Below are 16196 nucleotides of genomic sequence, written 5' to 3'. Positions count from 1 at the left end.
GGCGCGAAAAGGCACATCCTCTGAGCGGTCGCGCCGGGCTGGCACGCTCAGAGGCGGCTTAGGTCTAGCAGGGCAGCCGGAAACGCGCGCAAAATGGCGCGTGTCATGGGCAAAAGCATATGATCCTGCTGTGTCATGGCGCGGACTATAGGATTGGCCGCGCCGGATGAAAACCCCGAAATTGCGCTTTGGCGCGATTGGCCTTGAACCCCGGCGCAATCCGTCTAGCTCTGCTGTTATGGACAATGCATTGATCATCGGGGCCTCGGGCGGGATTGGCCGGGCGCTTGGCGCGGCGCTCACCGAGCGCGGCGTAAAGGTAACCGGCCTGACGCGCAGCGGCGACAGTCTGGACATCACCAACGAGGCCTCGGTCGCCGAGGTGCTTGGCCGCCTTGCCGGTCCGTTTGACCTTATTTTCGTGGCCACCGGCGCGCTTGAGATCAATGGGGCGGAACCCGAGAAGACCCTCAAATCGCTCGAAGCCGCTGCGATGATGGATCAGTTTGCCGTCAATTGCATCGGCCCTTCCCTGGTGCTCAAGCACAGCCTTGCCCTGATGCCGCGCAAGGGCCGGGCGGTCTTTGCCGCGCTCTCGGCGCGGGTTGGGTCGATCGGGGACAATGCCAAGGGCGGCTGGTATAGCTATCGCACCGCCAAGGCCGCGCTCAACCAGATGATCCATACCGGCGCGATCGAACTTGCGCGCACCCACAGGCAAGCGATCTGTGTCGCGCTGCATCCGGGCACGGTGCGCACGCCCTTTACCGAGAAATACCTTGATCGCCATCCCGCCGTTGCCGCGTCAGAGGCGGCCGGCAACCTGCTTTCGGTGATCGACGGCCTGACCCCGGCGCAGAGCGGCCAGTTCTTTGACTGGCAAGGCAAACCGGTCGCATGGTGACGCGTCTGGTTCTGGTGCTTGGCGATCAGCTTAGCCTTGGTCTGTCGGCGCTCTCATCGGCGGATAAATCAAGCGATATCGTGGTCATGGCCGAGGTCATGGACGAGGCGCGCTATGTGCCGCATCATCCCAAGAAGATCGCTCTTGTCCTCTCGGCGATGCGCCATTTTGCGCAAAACCTGCGCGATGACGGCTGGCAGGTTGCCTATACCAAGCTGGATGATCAGGACGCTTCCAAATCAATTGTCGGAGAATTGATGCGGCGCGGACAGGAACACGGCACCACCAAGGTTCTGGCCACCCAACCGGGCGAATGGCGTCTTCTTGAGGCGCTGGAAAACGCGCCACTAACGGTGACGATCCTGCCCGATGATCGGTTTTTATCCTCACCGGACGAGTTCAGCGCCTGGGCCGAGGGGCGCAAAGAGCTTCGGATGGAATATTTCTATCGCGAAATGCGCCGCAAGACCGGCTATCTGATGGAGGGCGACAAACCGGCGGGGGGCAAGTGGAACTATGACCACGACAACCGCAAACCGGCGCGCGCTGACATGCTGCGCCCGGCGCCGATGCAGTTTACCCCGGACGAGATCACCGAGGAGGTGCTTGATCTGGTCGAGGCGCGGTTCGGCGATAATTTCGGCACGCTGCGACCGTTCTGGTTTGCCGTCACGACCGGTCAGGCCAAGCGCGCCCTGGATCATTTTGCCAAGCACCTTTTGCCTGAGTTCGGCGATTATCAGGATGCGATGCTGACGAATGACAAATTTCTGCATCATTCGGTCTTGTCGCCGTATTTGAACATTGGATTGCTTGATCCCGTGGATATCTGCACCCGTGTGGTTGAAGAATGGCAGGCCGGGAATGTGCCGATCAACGCCGCCGAGGGCTATATCCGTCAGGTGATTGGCTGGCGGGAATATGTGCGCGGCCTCTATTACCACGAGGGGCCGGAATACACCGCGCGCAATCACCTCGGCCATGATCGCGACTTGCCGCCCGCCTATTGGGGCGGTGAAACCGGCATGAATTGCCTTGCCCATGCGGTCGATCAGACCCGCGCAGAGGGCTATGCCCACCATATTCAGCGCCTGATGGTGACCGGCAATTTCGCGCTATTGGCCGGGGTTGATCCGGGCCAGGTTCATGACTGGTACCTGGCGGTTTACGTCGATGCCTTTGAATGGGTCGAGGCCCCCAACACCATCGGCATGAGCCAGTTTGCCGATGGCGGGATCATCGCCAGCAAGCCCTATGTCTCGTCGGGCAACTACATCAACAAGATGTCGGATTATTGCGCGGGTTGCTCCTATTCGGTGAAGGAAAAAACCGGCGAGAATGCCTGTCCGTTCAACCTGTTATACTGGGATTTCCTGCACCGGCACCGGGATCGGTTTGCGAAAAACCCGCGCATGGGGCCGATCTATCGCACCTGGGAGAAGATGAACGAGGACCGCAAAACCGCCGTTTTGGACGGCGCGGCGCGCATCCTCGGCAATCTTGACGCGGGCAGGGCGGTCTGATCACTCCGACGGCACCGGGGCCTCTTCGGTCGGTTGCACGGCCTCTGCCGGGGTGGTGTTATCGCTAAGCGCACCGTCCCGCCAGTCGCCGCTGGCCTCTTGCCCGGTTGCATAGCGCATCGTGCCTTCGCCCTGGCGTTTGCCCTGACGGAACATGCCCTCATAGACATCACCATTGACATAAGTCGCGGTGCCCTGACCGGAAATCTCACCATTCTGCCAGGTGCCTTCATAGATAAACCCGTCCGGCATAACGATTTTCCCCTGACCGTGGCGTTGTCCCTGTGCAAACTCGCCTGTATAGACCGTGCCATCTGGATAGGTCGCAACGCCCTTGCCATCGCGCTGTCCATCGCGCCATTCGCCTTCATAGCGATAGCCGTCGGCATAGGTCATCACACCCTGACCGTGGTTGCGGGCATTCTCGAATTCGCCCTCATAGACAAGCCCGTTGGGATAGGTCGCGCGGCCCGTGCCCTCGATCACGCCGCCAACCCATGAGCCTTCATAGGTCGAGCCGTCAGGATAGATGATCTTGCCCTCGCCATTGGCAAGGTCATCGCGAAACGCGCCCTCATAAACCGAGCCGTCAGGATAGGCCACGCGGCCCTCCCCCGAGATTTTGCCAGCCACCCAGGAGCCGGTGTATTCATAGCCGTCGGTGCCGGTAAACGTGCCTTGCCCGTGGCGGCGGTCGCCTTTGAACGCCCCCTCGTAGACGTCGCCATTTTCATAGGTGACACGGCCCATGCCTTGGCGCTGACCGGCGACAAGATCGCCTTCATAGATATCGCCATTGGGCTGGATAAGCTTGCCCTTGCCGTCAATCTGGCCTGCGCGCCATGTGCCCTCGTAGATAAGGCCATCGGCCATGGTCAGCTTGCCCTGACCCTCGCGCGCGCCGCGTGCGACCGCGCCCTCATAAATCGCGCCATCGGGATAGGTGATCTTGGCGGTGCCTTCCTTGACGCCGTTTACCCAGTCGCCGTCATAGATATAGCCGCCCGGTGATTCCATGCGCCCGCGCCCGTCGTGCATCGCATTGCGAAATCCCCCCTGATAGCGCACGCCATTGGCATAGACCGCCACGCCCTGACCGGTGATCTTGCCGTCGGCCCAGGCTCCCTCGTAGGTGCCGCCATCGGTGAACACGATCTTGCCGACGCCGTTGGGCTTGCCGCGGGCAAATTCCCCCTCATAGACCGAGCCATTGGGAAAGCGCGCCACGCCCTTGCCCTTGATCTCGCCGTCAACCCACTCGCCGGAATATTCATAGCCATTGGGCAGGGTATAGGTGCCGGTGCCATGCTGAAGGCCGTTCTTGAAGGTGCCCTCATAGGTGCCGCCGTCGTCATATTGCTTCACACCCACTTCGCCATCCTGAGCAGAGGCCGCAGTGGCCCCGCCTAGCGCGATGGCGAAAATCACGGTTCGTGTCAGTGAAAAGTTCATAATTGCCCCGATGCCCTATCCCGCCTGATTGAACGGCGGCTCCGGCAAATCTAATGGAGGCGACAGGGGCTGACAACGGGTTTTGGGCAAATCGGCTTTCCCTCGCGCGGTGATCTGCTAAATCAGACGGGTACAGCAGCAAGGGACATGCATATGTCTGACAGGTTTCGCCTCACACTGGCACAGTTGAACCCGACCGTCGGCGATCTTGACGGCAACGCCGCCATGGCGCGCGGCGCATGGGACAGCGCGCGCGAGGCAGGGGCCGATCTTGTGGCCTTTCCCGAGATGTTCATCACCGGTTACAACACCCAGGACCTTGTGCAAAAGCCTGCCTTTCATCAGGCCGCCATTGCCGCGATTGAGGCGCTTGCGCGGGATTGCGCCGACGGCCCGGCCATCGCGATCGGCGGCCCGGCCCTGGAGGGCGTCGGGCTATATAACGCCTATTACATCCTGCAAGGCGGGGCGATCACGGCGCGGGTTCTCAAGCATCACCTGCCCAATGAAACCGTGTTTGACGAAAAGCGTATTTACCAATCCGGCCCGGTCGGCGGGCCTTATTCGGTGGGCGGCGTGCGTATCGGAAGCCCGATTTGCGAAGACAGCTGGCACGAGGATGTGGCTGAGACGCTGGCCGAAACGGGGGCCGAATTTCTGCTCGTGCCCAATGGATCGCCGCATTATCGCGACAAGATGGATCTGCGCCAGAACCTGATGGTGGCGCGGGTGGTGGAAACCGGCCTGCCGCTGATTTACCTCAACCTTGTGGGCGCACAGGACGATCAGGTCTTTGATGGCGGCAGTTTCGTGCTTAATCCCGGCGGCAAATTGATGCTGCAACTGCCGATGTTCGAAGAGGTGATCGCGCATCTTGATCTGCGGCGCAGGCCAGAGGGGTGGGCCGCCGAGCCGGGCGCGCTTGCGACCCTGCCGGATGCGATGGAACAGGATTACAATGCCATGGTCCTCAGTCTGCGCGACTATCTGCGCAAGACCGGATTTTCCAAGGTCCTTCTGGGGCTCTCGGGCGGGATAGATAGCGCCATTGTGGCCACCATCGCGGTGGATGCGCTTGGCAAAGACAATGTGCGCTGTGTGATGCTGCCCTCTGAATATACTTCAGAGGCCTCGCTTGAGGATGCGCGCGAGGTGGCCGAAAACCTTGGCTGCCGCTATGATTTCGTGCCTATCAGCGAAGGGCGCACGGCGATCACCAACACGCTTGCGCCGCTTTTTGAGGGCAAAGACCCCGGTCTTGCCGAGGAAAATATCCAATCGCGCCTGCGCGGGCTCTTGTTGATGGCGCTGAGCAACAAGTTCGGCGAGATGCTCTTGACCACCGGCAATAAATCCGAGGTCGCCGTGGGCTATGCCACGATTTATGGCGATATGGCGGGGGGCTATAACCCGATCAAGGATATGTACAAAACCCGCGTCTTCGAGATTTGCCGCTGGCGCAATGCCAATCACCGCGACTGGATGATGGGCCCTGCTGGCGAGGTGATTGCCCCGCGTGTGATCGACAAGCCGCCCAGTGCCGAGTTGCGCGCGGATCAGAAGGACAGCGATTCTTTGCCGGATTACCCGGTGTTGGATGGCATCCTTGATATCCTGGTCGATCAGGATGGCAGCATCGCCGATTGCCTGGCTGCGGGATACTCTTTGGCAGACGCCAAGAAGGTCGAGCACCTGCTTTACATCAGCGAATACAAACGCTTTCAATCCGCCCCCGGAACACGACTGAGCAAGCGGGCATTCTGGCTTGACCGCCGCTACCCGATTGTAAACCGCTGGCGCGACGACAGTGCCGAAGGCTAAGCTCTGCCTGCCCATCTTGGGCGGGGATCATTCTGCGGCGGTCTGGGGCGGGTCTTTCCTGTCTGCGGCCAGTGTTTCATCCTCATCCTCATCCTCATCCTCATCCTCATCCTCGGCCCGGCTTTGGCGCAGGTCAGGGGCGAGCCTTTCAACATAGGCGATCAGATCGGCCTTGCGCAACGGTTTGCCCAGGAACCCATCCATTCCGGCCATATGCGCGGCCTGCTTGTGCTGTTCCAGCACATTGGCCGTGACCGCCACCACATGCGCGGGCTTAAGGCCCTGAGCCGCTTCGCGGGTGCGGATCAAGCCGGTGGCCTGATACCCGTCCATCCCCGGCATCGACACATCCATCAGAATGAGATCGGCAGCTGCCTGACTGGATTGCGCCACCGCGTCATGACCGTCTATCGCCAGCCGCAGTTCAGCCCCGGACCCGCTGAAATATCGCTCAAGCAAGAGCCGGTTGGTGGCGTTATCATCCACTGCCAGCACCCTGATCCCCGCTGCCCAACCGGTTTTTGCCCCGAGTTTGGCAGGATTTGAGGCCGCGAAGGCGGCAATCTTGGTGGGGTCTCTCATTGTCCCGTTCAAAGCGCCGCGCACCGCCTCAATCAAAAGCGTCTCACGCACCGGTTTGCGCAAATGGCCGCCTTTGGCGCCGGTTTCCGGCGCGCCATCCTGCGACATCAGGATATGCGGGACGGTCGCGGGCAGCGCGCTTTTGGCAAGGCTGCTATCGAGCAGGATCAGGGCAGGGGGCGTGTCGCGGCTCGCGGCCAAAAGGGCCACAGGATCGCTATCGGTGTGAACCTCACACTCCAAATGACGCAGGCAGGCGGCAAGCCCGGCCCGACGCTCTGATATCGGATCAAGCACCCAGATGACAGGTTTTGGCCCGTCGCGACGCGCCAGAGGAGTGGCGCGAAGCCCCTGACCTTCGGCTGCCTGCGGGATCAGGGGAAGGGTGATTTCAAAGCACGTGCCATGCCCCTCACGCGACGTCACCGCAAGGGTGCCCCCCATAAGCGTGGTCAATTGGCGGCTGACCGCAAGGCCAAGCCCGGTGCCGCCAAAGCTTCGGGTGGCGGTGTTGTCGACCTGCTCGAAGGCGGCGAACACGTTTTCAATCTGATCCTCGGGAATGCCGACGCCGGTATCGGTGACCGAGATGGTGAACTGTCCCTTTGCCCCTTGCGAGACACGCAGCGCGACATGGCCATCAAGCGTAAACTTGAGGGCATTTCCGGCGATATTTACCAGAATTTGACGCAAACGCCCTGCGTCGCCCAGCATGACATCAGGCACGTCTGGCGCGACGTCAGAGAAAAATTCCAGCTTTTTGCGCGCCGCGAGCGGCGCCAGCAACTGCGTGACATCCTCGACGAGCTCGCGCAGGCGAAAGGGTTCTTGCGCGAGGGTCAGCTTGCCCGCCTCGATCTTGGAGAAATCAAGGATATCGTTGATGATCGTCAAAAGCGCGTCGCCCGAGCGCACCATCGTGCTCACATAGCTGTCTTGCTCGCGGGTCAGCTCGGTCTCGCCAAGCATATCGGCCATGCCAATGATGCCGTTCATGGGCGTTCGGATTTCATGGCTCATCTTCGCCAGAAAAGCGGATTTTGCCTGATTTGCGGCCTCTGCCACCATGCGCGCCTCTTCGAGCCGACCGATCAGCGCGCGCAAGGGGCGCCCAACGATGACCCGGAAAGAAACCCAATTGGCCAGTGAGGCGATCAGGATACCACCCGCCAGCAAAAGCAGCATGAAATCACGCTGATAGCGTTTGACGGTGGCGATTTCACGCTCGTCAAAGCGGGTTGTCATCAGGGTGATTGGCCAGGAATAAACCTCATAAGGCAGAGAAAAGGCAGTATCGCTTCCCTGACAGCCAAGCCCTTGTGGCACCACCGCCAGAACTCCGCCCGTTTCAGGGTCGGTCAGTTCGACACACCGGATTGCCGGATCGCCGAGCATCGTTTGCATAAGGTCTGTTACATAGGGGCTGGACCAATCTACCGCGCCATTGCTTTGGTCACTGAAGCGTTCAAGCGCACCCCCGACACGAGCGGTGGCATTGCCGATTCGCATCGCCATGGCCTCTTCACTGCGCAGCAGGTTCTTCTCGCTCATCCATAGCAAACCGCTGGCCGCAAACAGCAGGAAGGTTGGCACCATCACGGCAGTTAGTTTAAGGTAGAGACCGAGCGTCGGCGTTTGCAGCTTGGCGCTATCGGTTATCGACATTGCTCTACTCCAGCCGGATCGCCTTACCGGCCGCGATCAAAGACTGAATCGGGGCGTGGTTATCGATCTCGGTACGAATAACGCCGTAACTTCCGCGATTCTGAGCTATGTAATATTCAACGGTTGATTCCGTGCCATCGGCGGTTACCAAGGTCGCGCACAGGACATAGATGTCATTCATTCGCAGAATAACTTCGTGGTTCTCGGTTGGATATAATTTGGTGATTTCACCGGTTTCAAGGTCGAGATGTGGTAACGCTCCGTCGACCATCGCGCGGCTCAGGCTACGTTGCAGAGCGACCTGAAGCTTGGTCCTGACTTCAGTCAGGGATTGCGCCTGTGCGCCGGAGTTCAGCAACAGGGCAAAGCCCATAAGCACGGGCATAATGTAGCGAGTCATAAGAGGGCCTCCTTGGACGGGCAGTTAACGCATGGCTAGATGAAAGCCCCTGAAGGTTACCAAAGGATTGAAAGCGGCGATCATTTTACCGACAATGCAACGCAAATGCTGGTCGGGCACGTGCTTGTGATTGGCCTTTCGAACCGCCCAGTGCTCAGTAATGCGACAATCAAATTGGAGAGTCCTCATGGTATTACCGGCGTTTTTCCTTGCAGTTTTGATGCTTGCAACGCCCACCCTGGCCAAGGCCTGCGGGGCGGATACGGATTGTCGGCTTGGGGATCGTCATTACCGGATTGCCATGCCCGAGGGGCGGTCGGGTGCCTCGGAAATCGGTGCGGTGGTTTTTGCCCATGGCTATCGTGGCTCGGCGGCGGCTGTGATGAAAAACAAGGGCTTACGGCGCGTTCTTTCCGATATGGGGCTGGCGCTTATCGCCCTCAAATCAGCCGATGATGATTGGGTCATTCCCTATGCGCCGCGTCATATGGATGCCGACGGGTCAGAGGAGTTCACCTATGTCGAGGCCGTGTTGAAAGACGTGACAGCGCGGTTTGCGATTGATGACAAACGCATCATGGCGGCGGGGTTTTCCGCTGGCGGGATGATGGTCTGGAACCTGGCCTGTACCATGCCCGACCGTTTTGCCGGCTTTGCCGCGATTTCCGGCACTTTCTGGATGGAGCCGCCGGACAATTGCGCCAGGCCTGCGGCAAGCCTTGTGCATATCCATGGCGATTCGGACCCGACCGTGCCCCTTGCCGGGCGCGCAATTCTTGAGACGCATCAGGGCGACGTGGGCGAAGCCCTTGACATGTACAGGACCCTCGGCGGGTTTAGTCCGGCTGGCAGGATGGAGGCCAAGGGCCTGAGCTGTGAGTTGGGAAGAAATGCCAGTGACGACATCCTGGATTTCTGCCTGCATCCGGGCGGGCATTCGTTTCGCAGTGACTATTTGAAATTCGCCTGGGAACGGTTCGAGGCGGCGGGAAAACTCTGACGCTTGAGCCCAACGAAAAATGCTCGCCCTGATATTAGGTGCGGGCATTTCCATTTTATAACAATGAATTGTGATTCATAGTTAAGGTATTACATGAAGACTAAAGCATAAGCTGATAGCTGCTTGGCATATAGCTGAACGCGCTGTCTTTGGCCTCGACATAGCCGACCGCAGGCCAGGGCATGTGATAGCCGATGAACGGAATCTTATCGCTGGCCAGCATGCCGAGAATGCGGCGCCGGGTGGCGGCGGCGGCGGGTTTGTCCATGTCGAATTTCACCTCCCAGTCGGGCTGGGCCAGCGACCAGACATAGTGGTTGGCAAAATCGGCCGCCAGCAACAGCGACTTGCCGCCGCTTTCGATCATATAGGTCATATGCCCCGGCGTGTGGCCGAAGGCGGCGACGGCGGTGATGCCGGGGGCCACACTTGCGCCATCACCGATCATCGTGGTTTTTTCGGCCAGCGGGCGCATGTTGCTGTCGAACCGGTTGTTCCCGGCCGCCGCCCAGTGATCAAACTCGGCGCTGCCGGCGACATAGCGGGCATTGGGAAAAGTTGCCTCGCCCCCCTCGCGCATCAGCCCGCCGATGTGATCGCCATGCATATGCGTCAGCACCACAACATCGACCTGATCGGGGGTATAGCCCGCGTCATTCAGCGCGCTTGTGATCGCATCGGGGTTCAGGCCGGTATCAAACAGGATTAGCTCAGAGCCGGTATTCACCACGGTCGGGGTGAAAAAGAACTGCGCCGCATCGGTGGGGATATTGGCCGCGGCAGAGACGTCGTTGAACTCTTCGGCGCTGACGTTCAGGCCAAAGATCGAATGCGGGTCGGGGCGCGGCATGGTCGCGGCCAAGAGCGCGGTCACTTCGCAATCGCCAAGCACAAAGCGGTTGTGGCGCGTGGTTGACGCCCCCATCATCGGGGCGCTTGCGCGGGCGGGGCCAAAGCTTGCGGCCAGCGGTGCGGCGGCGGCGGCGGTCAAAAGGCTGCGGCGGGTGAGGGTCGTTTTGGTCATGTGAGTCCTCCTGTTGATGGTGAAAATGATAGAGCATTTTGCGCACACTCCTAGGGGCTCACATTATTTTGACGCATGTGCGCGCAAAAAAAACCGTCACAGGGCGTGCCAAAGCGGGGATTTCTGGACAATGACGCGCACCTGTGACACATCCACCGCGAAGCAGGAGAAGCCCATGACCACCACCCGATTTGCCCCGTCGCCCACCGGATATATCCATGTCGGCAATTTGCGCACCGCGCTGATGAATTACATGATCGCCGCCAAGGCAGGGGGCAGCTTTATATTGCGGATCGACGACACCGATCCCGAACGATCGAAGCAGGAATATGTCGATGCGATCAAATATGATCTCGAATGGCTTGGCCTGCACTGGGATCGCACAGAGCGCCAGTCGGAGCGGCTTGACCGCTATGCCGAGGCCGCCGATCAGCTGCGCAAGATGGGCCGGTTCTACGAGGCCTTCGAGACCCCGACCGAGCTTGACCTCAAGCGCAAGAAACAGCTCAACATGGGGCGTCCGCCGGTCTATGACCGCGCCGCTCTTGAGTTGAGCGAGGCCGAGAAGGACGCGATGCGCGCCGAGCGCGGCAATGGCGTGTGGCGCTTCAAGCTTGATCAGGAACGCATCAACTGGACCGACGGCATTCTCGGCGATATCTCGATTGATGCTGCCTCGGTCAGCGATCCGGTGCTTATTCGCGGCGACGGTCAGGTGCTTTATACGCTGGCCTCGGTGGTGGATGACGTGGAAATGGGCGTGACCCATGTTGTGCGCGGCTCGGACCATGTGACCAACACCGCGACGCAAATCCAGATCATCACCGCGCTTGGCGGCACCCCGCCGGAATTCGCGCATCATTCGCTGTTGACCGGGCCGCAGGGCGAGGCGCTCTCGAAGCGCCTTGGCGTGCTGTCGCTGCGCGATCTGCGCGAGCAGGGGGTCGAGCCGATGGCGCTTCTGAGCCTGATGGCGCGGCTTGGCTCGTCTGACCCGATCGAGCTTCGCACCGATATGGCCGAACTGATCGAGGGCTTTGATATCGACCGCTTTGGCGCGGCCCCGACCAAGTTTGACGAACAGGACCTGTTCCCGCTGACCGCGCGCTATCTGGCCGCGCTGCCGCTTGACGCGATGGCCGAAACCATCGCCGAGCTTGGCGTGCCCGACGAGCAGGCCGAGCAATTCTGGCAGGTGACCCGCGAAAACATTACCACGCGCAAGGATCTTGCCGGTTGGTGGGCGATGTTCCGCGATGGCGCAGAGCCGGTGATCGACGACGAGGATCGCGCCTTTATCGCCGAGGCGATGACGCTTTTGCCCGAGGGCCCGCATGACACCGAAACCTGGGGCAAATGGACCGCCGCCGTGAAAGAGGCCACCGGCCGCAAGGGGCGCGGGCTTTTCATGCCGCTGCGCAAGGCGCTGACCGGTCAGGCGCACGGGCCCGATATGTCACAGGTTTTGCCGCTTTTGCAGGTGATCAAGGCCAAGGGCTAGGGTTATCGCTCCGGTCGCGCAGCCGCTGTTTTTCGCTCTCCAGCGGCAAGGCCAGATCGGCATAGTCAAGCGCGCGCGCGGCCATGTCGCGCGCCGCGCTGGCCAACTCTGGCTCTGGCACCTCTGACAGGGTGTGCAGCGCGTCTTGCAGGCGCTCTGCCACCTCGATAAGGCCCGCCCCGTCGCGGGCGGTGCTGGCGAATGTGTTCTCGATCAGGGCGCGCCGCGACACATCCGGCAGAAACAGCCGAGGAAACAGCGGCGTGTCGCTGTCGGGGGTGCCATGTGCCCAGTCAAGCAACAGCTTTTCCTGCCGACAGATCACGGCGATTGCCGTGCCGGGATCATTGATGCCCGGCGACAGGGCGCGCGATGCGGTTTCCGACAGCACCAGCAACCCGTAAGAGGCATCCTGTTCAAAGGTGCGATAGCGCCCGATGGTCAGGCTTTTGGTGATCAGGGTTTCCGCCCTTTCGCCAAGCCCGGTGGCATGGCCGATCACTTGCCCTTTGATCACGTAATCGCCGGGGCGCACATAGAGATAGACCCGGATCTGATCGCCGGTCAGTTTCTGGCTGATGGCGCGCAGGTCGATGAATTGCACATAGCCGGTGGCGCGCGACGCGAGAGGCTCGGCGTCACTTGGCAGAATCGCGTCGCGTGTCATCCGCTGCGCCCCAAGCGAGGGCAGGCGGCGGGTGCGCATAAGGCAGGCGCGAGCGATCTCTTCGGTCGAAGCAAGCGTGGCATCCATGCTTCCCAGATCGCTGAGGTGATGAATCCAGCGCAGCAGCGCCAGAATGACAAGCACAACCACGGCCACGGTAAAGCCCAGCACAAGAACGCTCGCGCCGTCGGGATAGAATCCGGCCTTGAACAGGATGATCGCGCTGAGCGAATAGACAAAAGCGCCGATAAAGGTGGCCAGAACCGTATGCGTGGTGGTGTCGGCCAGCAAGATGCGATGCACCCGCGGTGTCGCCTGACCGGCGGCCGCATTATGCGCGGTCACCATGACGTTCAGCGAAAACGTGCTGACCGCCAGCATGCCCGAAGCAAGGATCGTCAGGATCGGCAGCACCGAGTCGGGAGTAAAGCGGTTCTGAAGCCCGATCGGAATATAGCTCTCAAACAGGATCGCGATGGCCGAGGCCAGAACCGCCAGCAACGCCATGAGCGCGACCCTTATCCAGAGCTTTTGGGTCATCCGCAAAAGGGTCATGCCGGTGGTTGAAAGAAGCTGAAGTTTCACGAAGATCACGCCCTTTTGGCACCAGTGTGGCGCGGGGCGGCGCCCGTGTCCATATCCTGTGGCTCAGGGGGTATCGCGGATCAGGCGGGCGTTCACGCGCTCAAGGTGTTCGTCGGCAAGCACCCGCTCGGCCGCACTCAGGGGTTGGTGGCGCGGATAGCGCGGGGCGGCGCGATCATCAAGGATTGGGGCATCCCAGCCGTGGGTCGTTTCAAAGAACCGCGCCACACCCTCGGGGCCGAATTCGCGCGCATAGCCCTGCACCACCACATCAAGATAACTCAACAGGATCGGATGGGCGATACTTGGCGCGCCATGCGCGCCCTTGGGGATGCTATAGACCGCGATCTCGGGGCGATGCGGCAAGGGGTGGCTCACCTGCTTGTGCGCGGGCACGCGGGCATAGGCCGCCTCGCGCAGGTCAAGCGCGGGCCAATCGGCCCCCGGCACCGCCGCGATCAGCCCGTCGATGGTGCTGGCAGGGTCGGGCACCACCGTCAGAAACGCCACCGGGCGCAGGTCGGTATGGCGCCAGACCCGCCGCCAGCCGCGAAGCTGTGCAGGGTGGGCCTCGGCAAAAACATGCGTGGCGCGGTTCACAAGGCTGCCGTAGCCAAAGAAATATGCATCATGAAGGGGGCTGATGATCGGGCCTTTGATCTGAATCATGGTCGCGCCCAGCATTGCAGGCAAAGCTTGTGACATTCAAGCAAGGGAATGGTTTTGCCATGCGGATCACGAAACGCACCAATATCGCCATCAGGGTTCTGATGTTCTGCGGCACCAATCCGGGCCGGATGGTCACCAAGTCGGAGATTGCAGAGCGCTGCAATACCTCGGAAAGCCATCTGGCGCAGGTGATCAACAAACTGGCCCAGCTTGGGTTTCTGCACACTCAACGCGGTCGGCACGGCGGTGTCATGCTTGGCCGCGAGATGAGCCAGATCACCGTTGGCGAAGTGTTTCGCGCAATCGAAGCCAATACGCCGGTGGCCGAATGTTTCGCCGATATCGACAATACCTGCCCGCTGGTCGATGCCTGTCGGTTGCGCCTTGCGCTTGTCGATGCAGTAGAGGCGTTCTATGCCCATCTCGACCAGATTACGCTTGAGGCTCTGGTCTGTAACAACGAGGCGCTGTTCACATTGTTTTCAACACCGCCCTGCCTGAAACAGGCTTGAAGCGGCTCAAACAGTATACTAGCGTACACGCAGATCGGATAGGGAGAACTGGCCTCGCCAGTGCCGAAGGAGCAACCGCCCCGGAAACTCTCAGGCGACAGGACCTGTCCGACGACAAGACACTCTGAAGAGATTCCGGATTTTTGCCGGGGCGCCGAAGGGATAGCGATCTCAGGCAAAAGGACAGAGGGGGCATCGTGACGCGGCTTTAAGGGCCAATGCGTCGTAACGGTGCCGGTGTGATCATCTGATTGTCCGGGCCCAAAGGTAAGGGAGGATGCAGATGGCTGATTTGCTCACAACGCCACTGAATGCGCTGCACAGGGAATTGGGTGCCAAGATGGTGCCTTTCGCGGGCTATGATATGCCAGTGCAATACCCGGCTGGCGTGATGAAGGAACATTTGCATTGCCGCGCCAAGGCGGGGCTTTTTGATGTAAGCCATATGGGGCAGGTGATCCTGCGCGCGCCGGGCGGCTATGCGCAGGCCGCCAGCGAGATGGAAGCGCTTGTTCCGGTTGACCTGTTGGGGCTTGGCGAGATGCGCCAGCGGTATGGGTTTTTCACGAACGATCAGGGCGGCATTCTGGATGACCTGATGCTGGCCAATCGCGGCGATCATATGTTTGTCGTGATCAATGCTGCCTGCAAGGCGGGCGATATCGCCCATATGCGCGCGCACTTGCCCGGCTGCGAGGTCGAGGAAATCACTGATCGCGCGCTTTTGGCCCTGCAGGGCCCGGCCGCCGAGGCGGTGCTTGACGCGCTTGTGCCGGGCGCCGCAGAGATGCGGTTCATGGATGTGGCCATTCTGCCGTCGGAGTTCGGCGAGCTGTGGATTTCCCGCTCGGGCTATACCGGCGAGGATGGCTATGAGATTTCGGTAAGCGATGCACAGGCCGAGGCCCTTGCGCGCGCCTTGCTGGCGCATGATGACGTAGAGCCCATCGGCCTTGGCGCGCGCGACAGCCTGCGCCTTGAGGCGGGGCTTTGCCTTTATGGCCATGACATCGACGAGACCACGACCCCGGTCGAGGCGAGCCTGATCTGGGGCATCCAGAAGGTGCGCCGCGCGGGCGGCGCGCGCGAGGGTGGTTTTCCCGGCGCGGAGCGCATCCTTGACGAGATGGCCAACGGCGCCGCGCGCGCCCGCGTCGGATTGCGCCCCGAAGGGCGCGCGCCGATGCGTGAGGGCACGCAGTTATTCGAGAACGCCGAGGGCGGCGCGGCGGTCGGCCAGGTCACCTCGGGCGCCTATGGGCCGACGATCGAGGCGCCGATGTCGATGGGATATCTGCCCAGGCCCTTGGCAACCGAGGGCACGGTCATTTACGGAGAAGTGCGCGGCAAGCGCATGCCGGTCAAAGTGGCGAAACTGCCGTTTACACCTGCCAATTTCAAACGCTGAACATCATCAGGGAGAAGAGCATGAAATTTACTGAAGAACACGAATGGCTGCGCGTCGATGAAGACCTAGTGGTGGTTGGAATCACCGAGCATGCCAGCGAACAGCTTGGCGATGTTGTGTTCGTCGAGATGCCTGAAATCGGCACCCTCGTGTCCAAGGATGACGAAGTTGTCGTCATCGAAAGCGTCAAGGCCGCAAGCGATATTCTGGCCCCGATTGATGGCGAGATCGTAGAGGTCAACGAGGCGCTGGCCGACACGCCCGGCAAGGTCAATGACGACCCCTTGGGCGATGGCTGGTTCTTCAAGATCAAGCCAAGCGATCTTGGCCAGATGGATGAGTACATGGATGAAACCGCCTATCAGGATTACATCGCCTAGCGTCTGATCGCGCGGTGCGGAATGCGCGTCGCGTGAGAGTATTTTTGGAAAGATGAAAGCCGGGGCGCTGGGCCATGATGGCCCGGCATCTCGTGCCTGTCAG

General features: G+C 60.7%; 14 protein-coding genes and 1 riboswitch. Of the genes, 8 read left to right on the top strand and 6 right to left on the bottom strand.

What is annotated here, in order from left to right:
- Positions 1–238: 238 nt before the first annotated feature.
- Positions 239–904 carry an SDR family NAD(P)-dependent oxidoreductase gene (locus BUB78_RS02800; RefSeq protein WP_073195214.1) on the top strand — a complete coding sequence of 222 codons (666 nt, stop codon included), beginning with the start codon at positions 239–241 and terminating at the stop codon, positions 902–904.
- Positions 898–2427, top strand: coding sequence for a cryptochrome/photolyase family protein (locus BUB78_RS02795; protein ID WP_073194839.1), 1530 nt, complete (start codon positions 898–900; stop codon positions 2425–2427). The genes BUB78_RS02800 and BUB78_RS02795 overlap by 7 nt, the downstream gene beginning before the upstream one ends.
- Here BUB78_RS02795 and BUB78_RS02790 read toward each other — a convergent pair whose 3' ends face one another.
- The gene (locus BUB78_RS02790) at positions 2428–3879 is read right to left on the bottom strand and encodes an MORN repeat-containing protein (RefSeq protein ID WP_073194836.1); all 1452 of its coding nucleotides are present in this window, start codon (positions 3877–3879) and stop codon (positions 2428–2430) included.
- 153 nt (positions 3880–4032) lie between these two features.
- On the opposite strand from BUB78_RS02790, the gene BUB78_RS02785 reads away from it, so the two are divergent.
- A complete protein-coding gene (locus BUB78_RS02785; RefSeq protein ID WP_073195213.1) occupies positions 4033–5700 on the top strand; it encodes an NAD+ synthase in 1668 nt (555 codons plus the stop codon).
- 27 nt (positions 5701–5727) lie between these two features.
- Here BUB78_RS02785 and BUB78_RS02780 read toward each other — a convergent pair whose 3' ends face one another.
- Together BUB78_RS02780 and BUB78_RS02775 are read right to left on the bottom strand one after the other, a co-directional pair.
- Positions 5728–7947 (bottom strand): ATP-binding protein, encoded by a 2220-nt coding sequence (locus BUB78_RS02780; RefSeq protein ID WP_073194834.1) that lies wholly within the window; start codon positions 7945–7947, stop codon positions 5728–5730.
- A gap of 4 nt (positions 7948–7951) precedes the next feature.
- Entirely contained in the window at positions 7952–8347 is a 396-nt protein-coding gene (locus BUB78_RS02775) for a hypothetical protein (RefSeq protein ID WP_073194832.1), read from the bottom strand.
- Positions 8348–8534: 187 nt separating this feature from the next.
- Between BUB78_RS02775 and BUB78_RS02770 the strand changes: the two genes are divergently transcribed.
- Positions 8535–9347: a CE1 family esterase gene (locus tag BUB78_RS02770; protein ID WP_073194830.1), complete on the top strand. Its 813-nt coding sequence runs from the start codon at positions 8535–8537 to the stop codon at positions 9345–9347.
- A gap of 100 nt (positions 9348–9447) precedes the next feature.
- Here BUB78_RS02770 and BUB78_RS02765 read toward each other — a convergent pair whose 3' ends face one another.
- Complete coding sequence (locus BUB78_RS02765; protein ID WP_073194828.1) at positions 9448–10371, bottom strand: MBL fold metallo-hydrolase; 924 nt, start codon at positions 10369–10371, stop codon at positions 9448–9450.
- A 175-nt stretch (positions 10372–10546) separates the two neighbouring features.
- On the opposite strand from BUB78_RS02765, the gene gltX reads away from it, so the two are divergent.
- On the top strand, positions 10547–11872 hold the full coding sequence (gene gltX / locus BUB78_RS02760; RefSeq protein WP_073195211.1) for a glutamate--tRNA ligase: 1326 nt from the start codon (positions 10547–10549) through the stop codon (positions 11870–11872).
- On the opposite strand, the gene BUB78_RS02755 is transcribed toward gltX, so the two are convergent.
- On the bottom strand, positions 11856–13124 hold the full coding sequence (locus tag BUB78_RS02755; RefSeq protein ID WP_084732747.1) for a DUF2254 domain-containing protein: 1269 nt from the start codon (positions 13122–13124) through the stop codon (positions 11856–11858). The genes gltX and BUB78_RS02755 overlap by 17 nt on opposite strands.
- Positions 13125–13187: 63 nt before the next feature.
- Entirely contained in the window at positions 13188–13793 is a 606-nt protein-coding gene (locus BUB78_RS02750) for a gamma-glutamylcyclotransferase family protein (RefSeq protein ID WP_073195210.1), read from the bottom strand.
- A gap of 59 nt (positions 13794–13852) precedes the next feature.
- On the opposite strand from BUB78_RS02750, the gene BUB78_RS02745 reads away from it, so the two are divergent.
- The 3 genes from BUB78_RS02745 (at position 13853) to gcvH (ending at position 16093) form a co-directional block, all read left to right on the top strand.
- On the top strand, positions 13853–14305 hold the full coding sequence (locus BUB78_RS02745; protein WP_073195209.1) for an RrF2 family transcriptional regulator: 453 nt from the start codon (positions 13853–13855) through the stop codon (positions 14303–14305).
- A 30-nt stretch (positions 14306–14335) separates the two neighbouring features.
- Positions 14336–14421, top strand: a riboswitch (glycine riboswitch).
- Positions 14422–14588: 167 nt separating this feature from the next.
- Complete coding sequence (gene gcvT / locus BUB78_RS02740; RefSeq protein ID WP_073195208.1) at positions 14589–15713, top strand: glycine cleavage system aminomethyltransferase GcvT; 1125 nt, start codon at positions 14589–14591, stop codon at positions 15711–15713.
- A 20-nt stretch (positions 15714–15733) separates the two neighbouring features.
- On the top strand, positions 15734–16093 hold the full coding sequence (gene gcvH, locus BUB78_RS02735) for a glycine cleavage system protein GcvH (RefSeq protein ID WP_073194825.1): 360 nt from the start codon (positions 15734–15736) through the stop codon (positions 16091–16093).
- Positions 16094–16196: the final 103 nt, after the last annotated feature.

Source organism: Roseovarius marisflavi (assembly GCF_900142625.1).
GTDB lineage: Bacteria > Pseudomonadota > Alphaproteobacteria > Rhodobacterales > Rhodobacteraceae > Roseovarius > Roseovarius marisflavi.
This window is presented reverse-complemented; position numbering and strand designations above follow the sequence as displayed.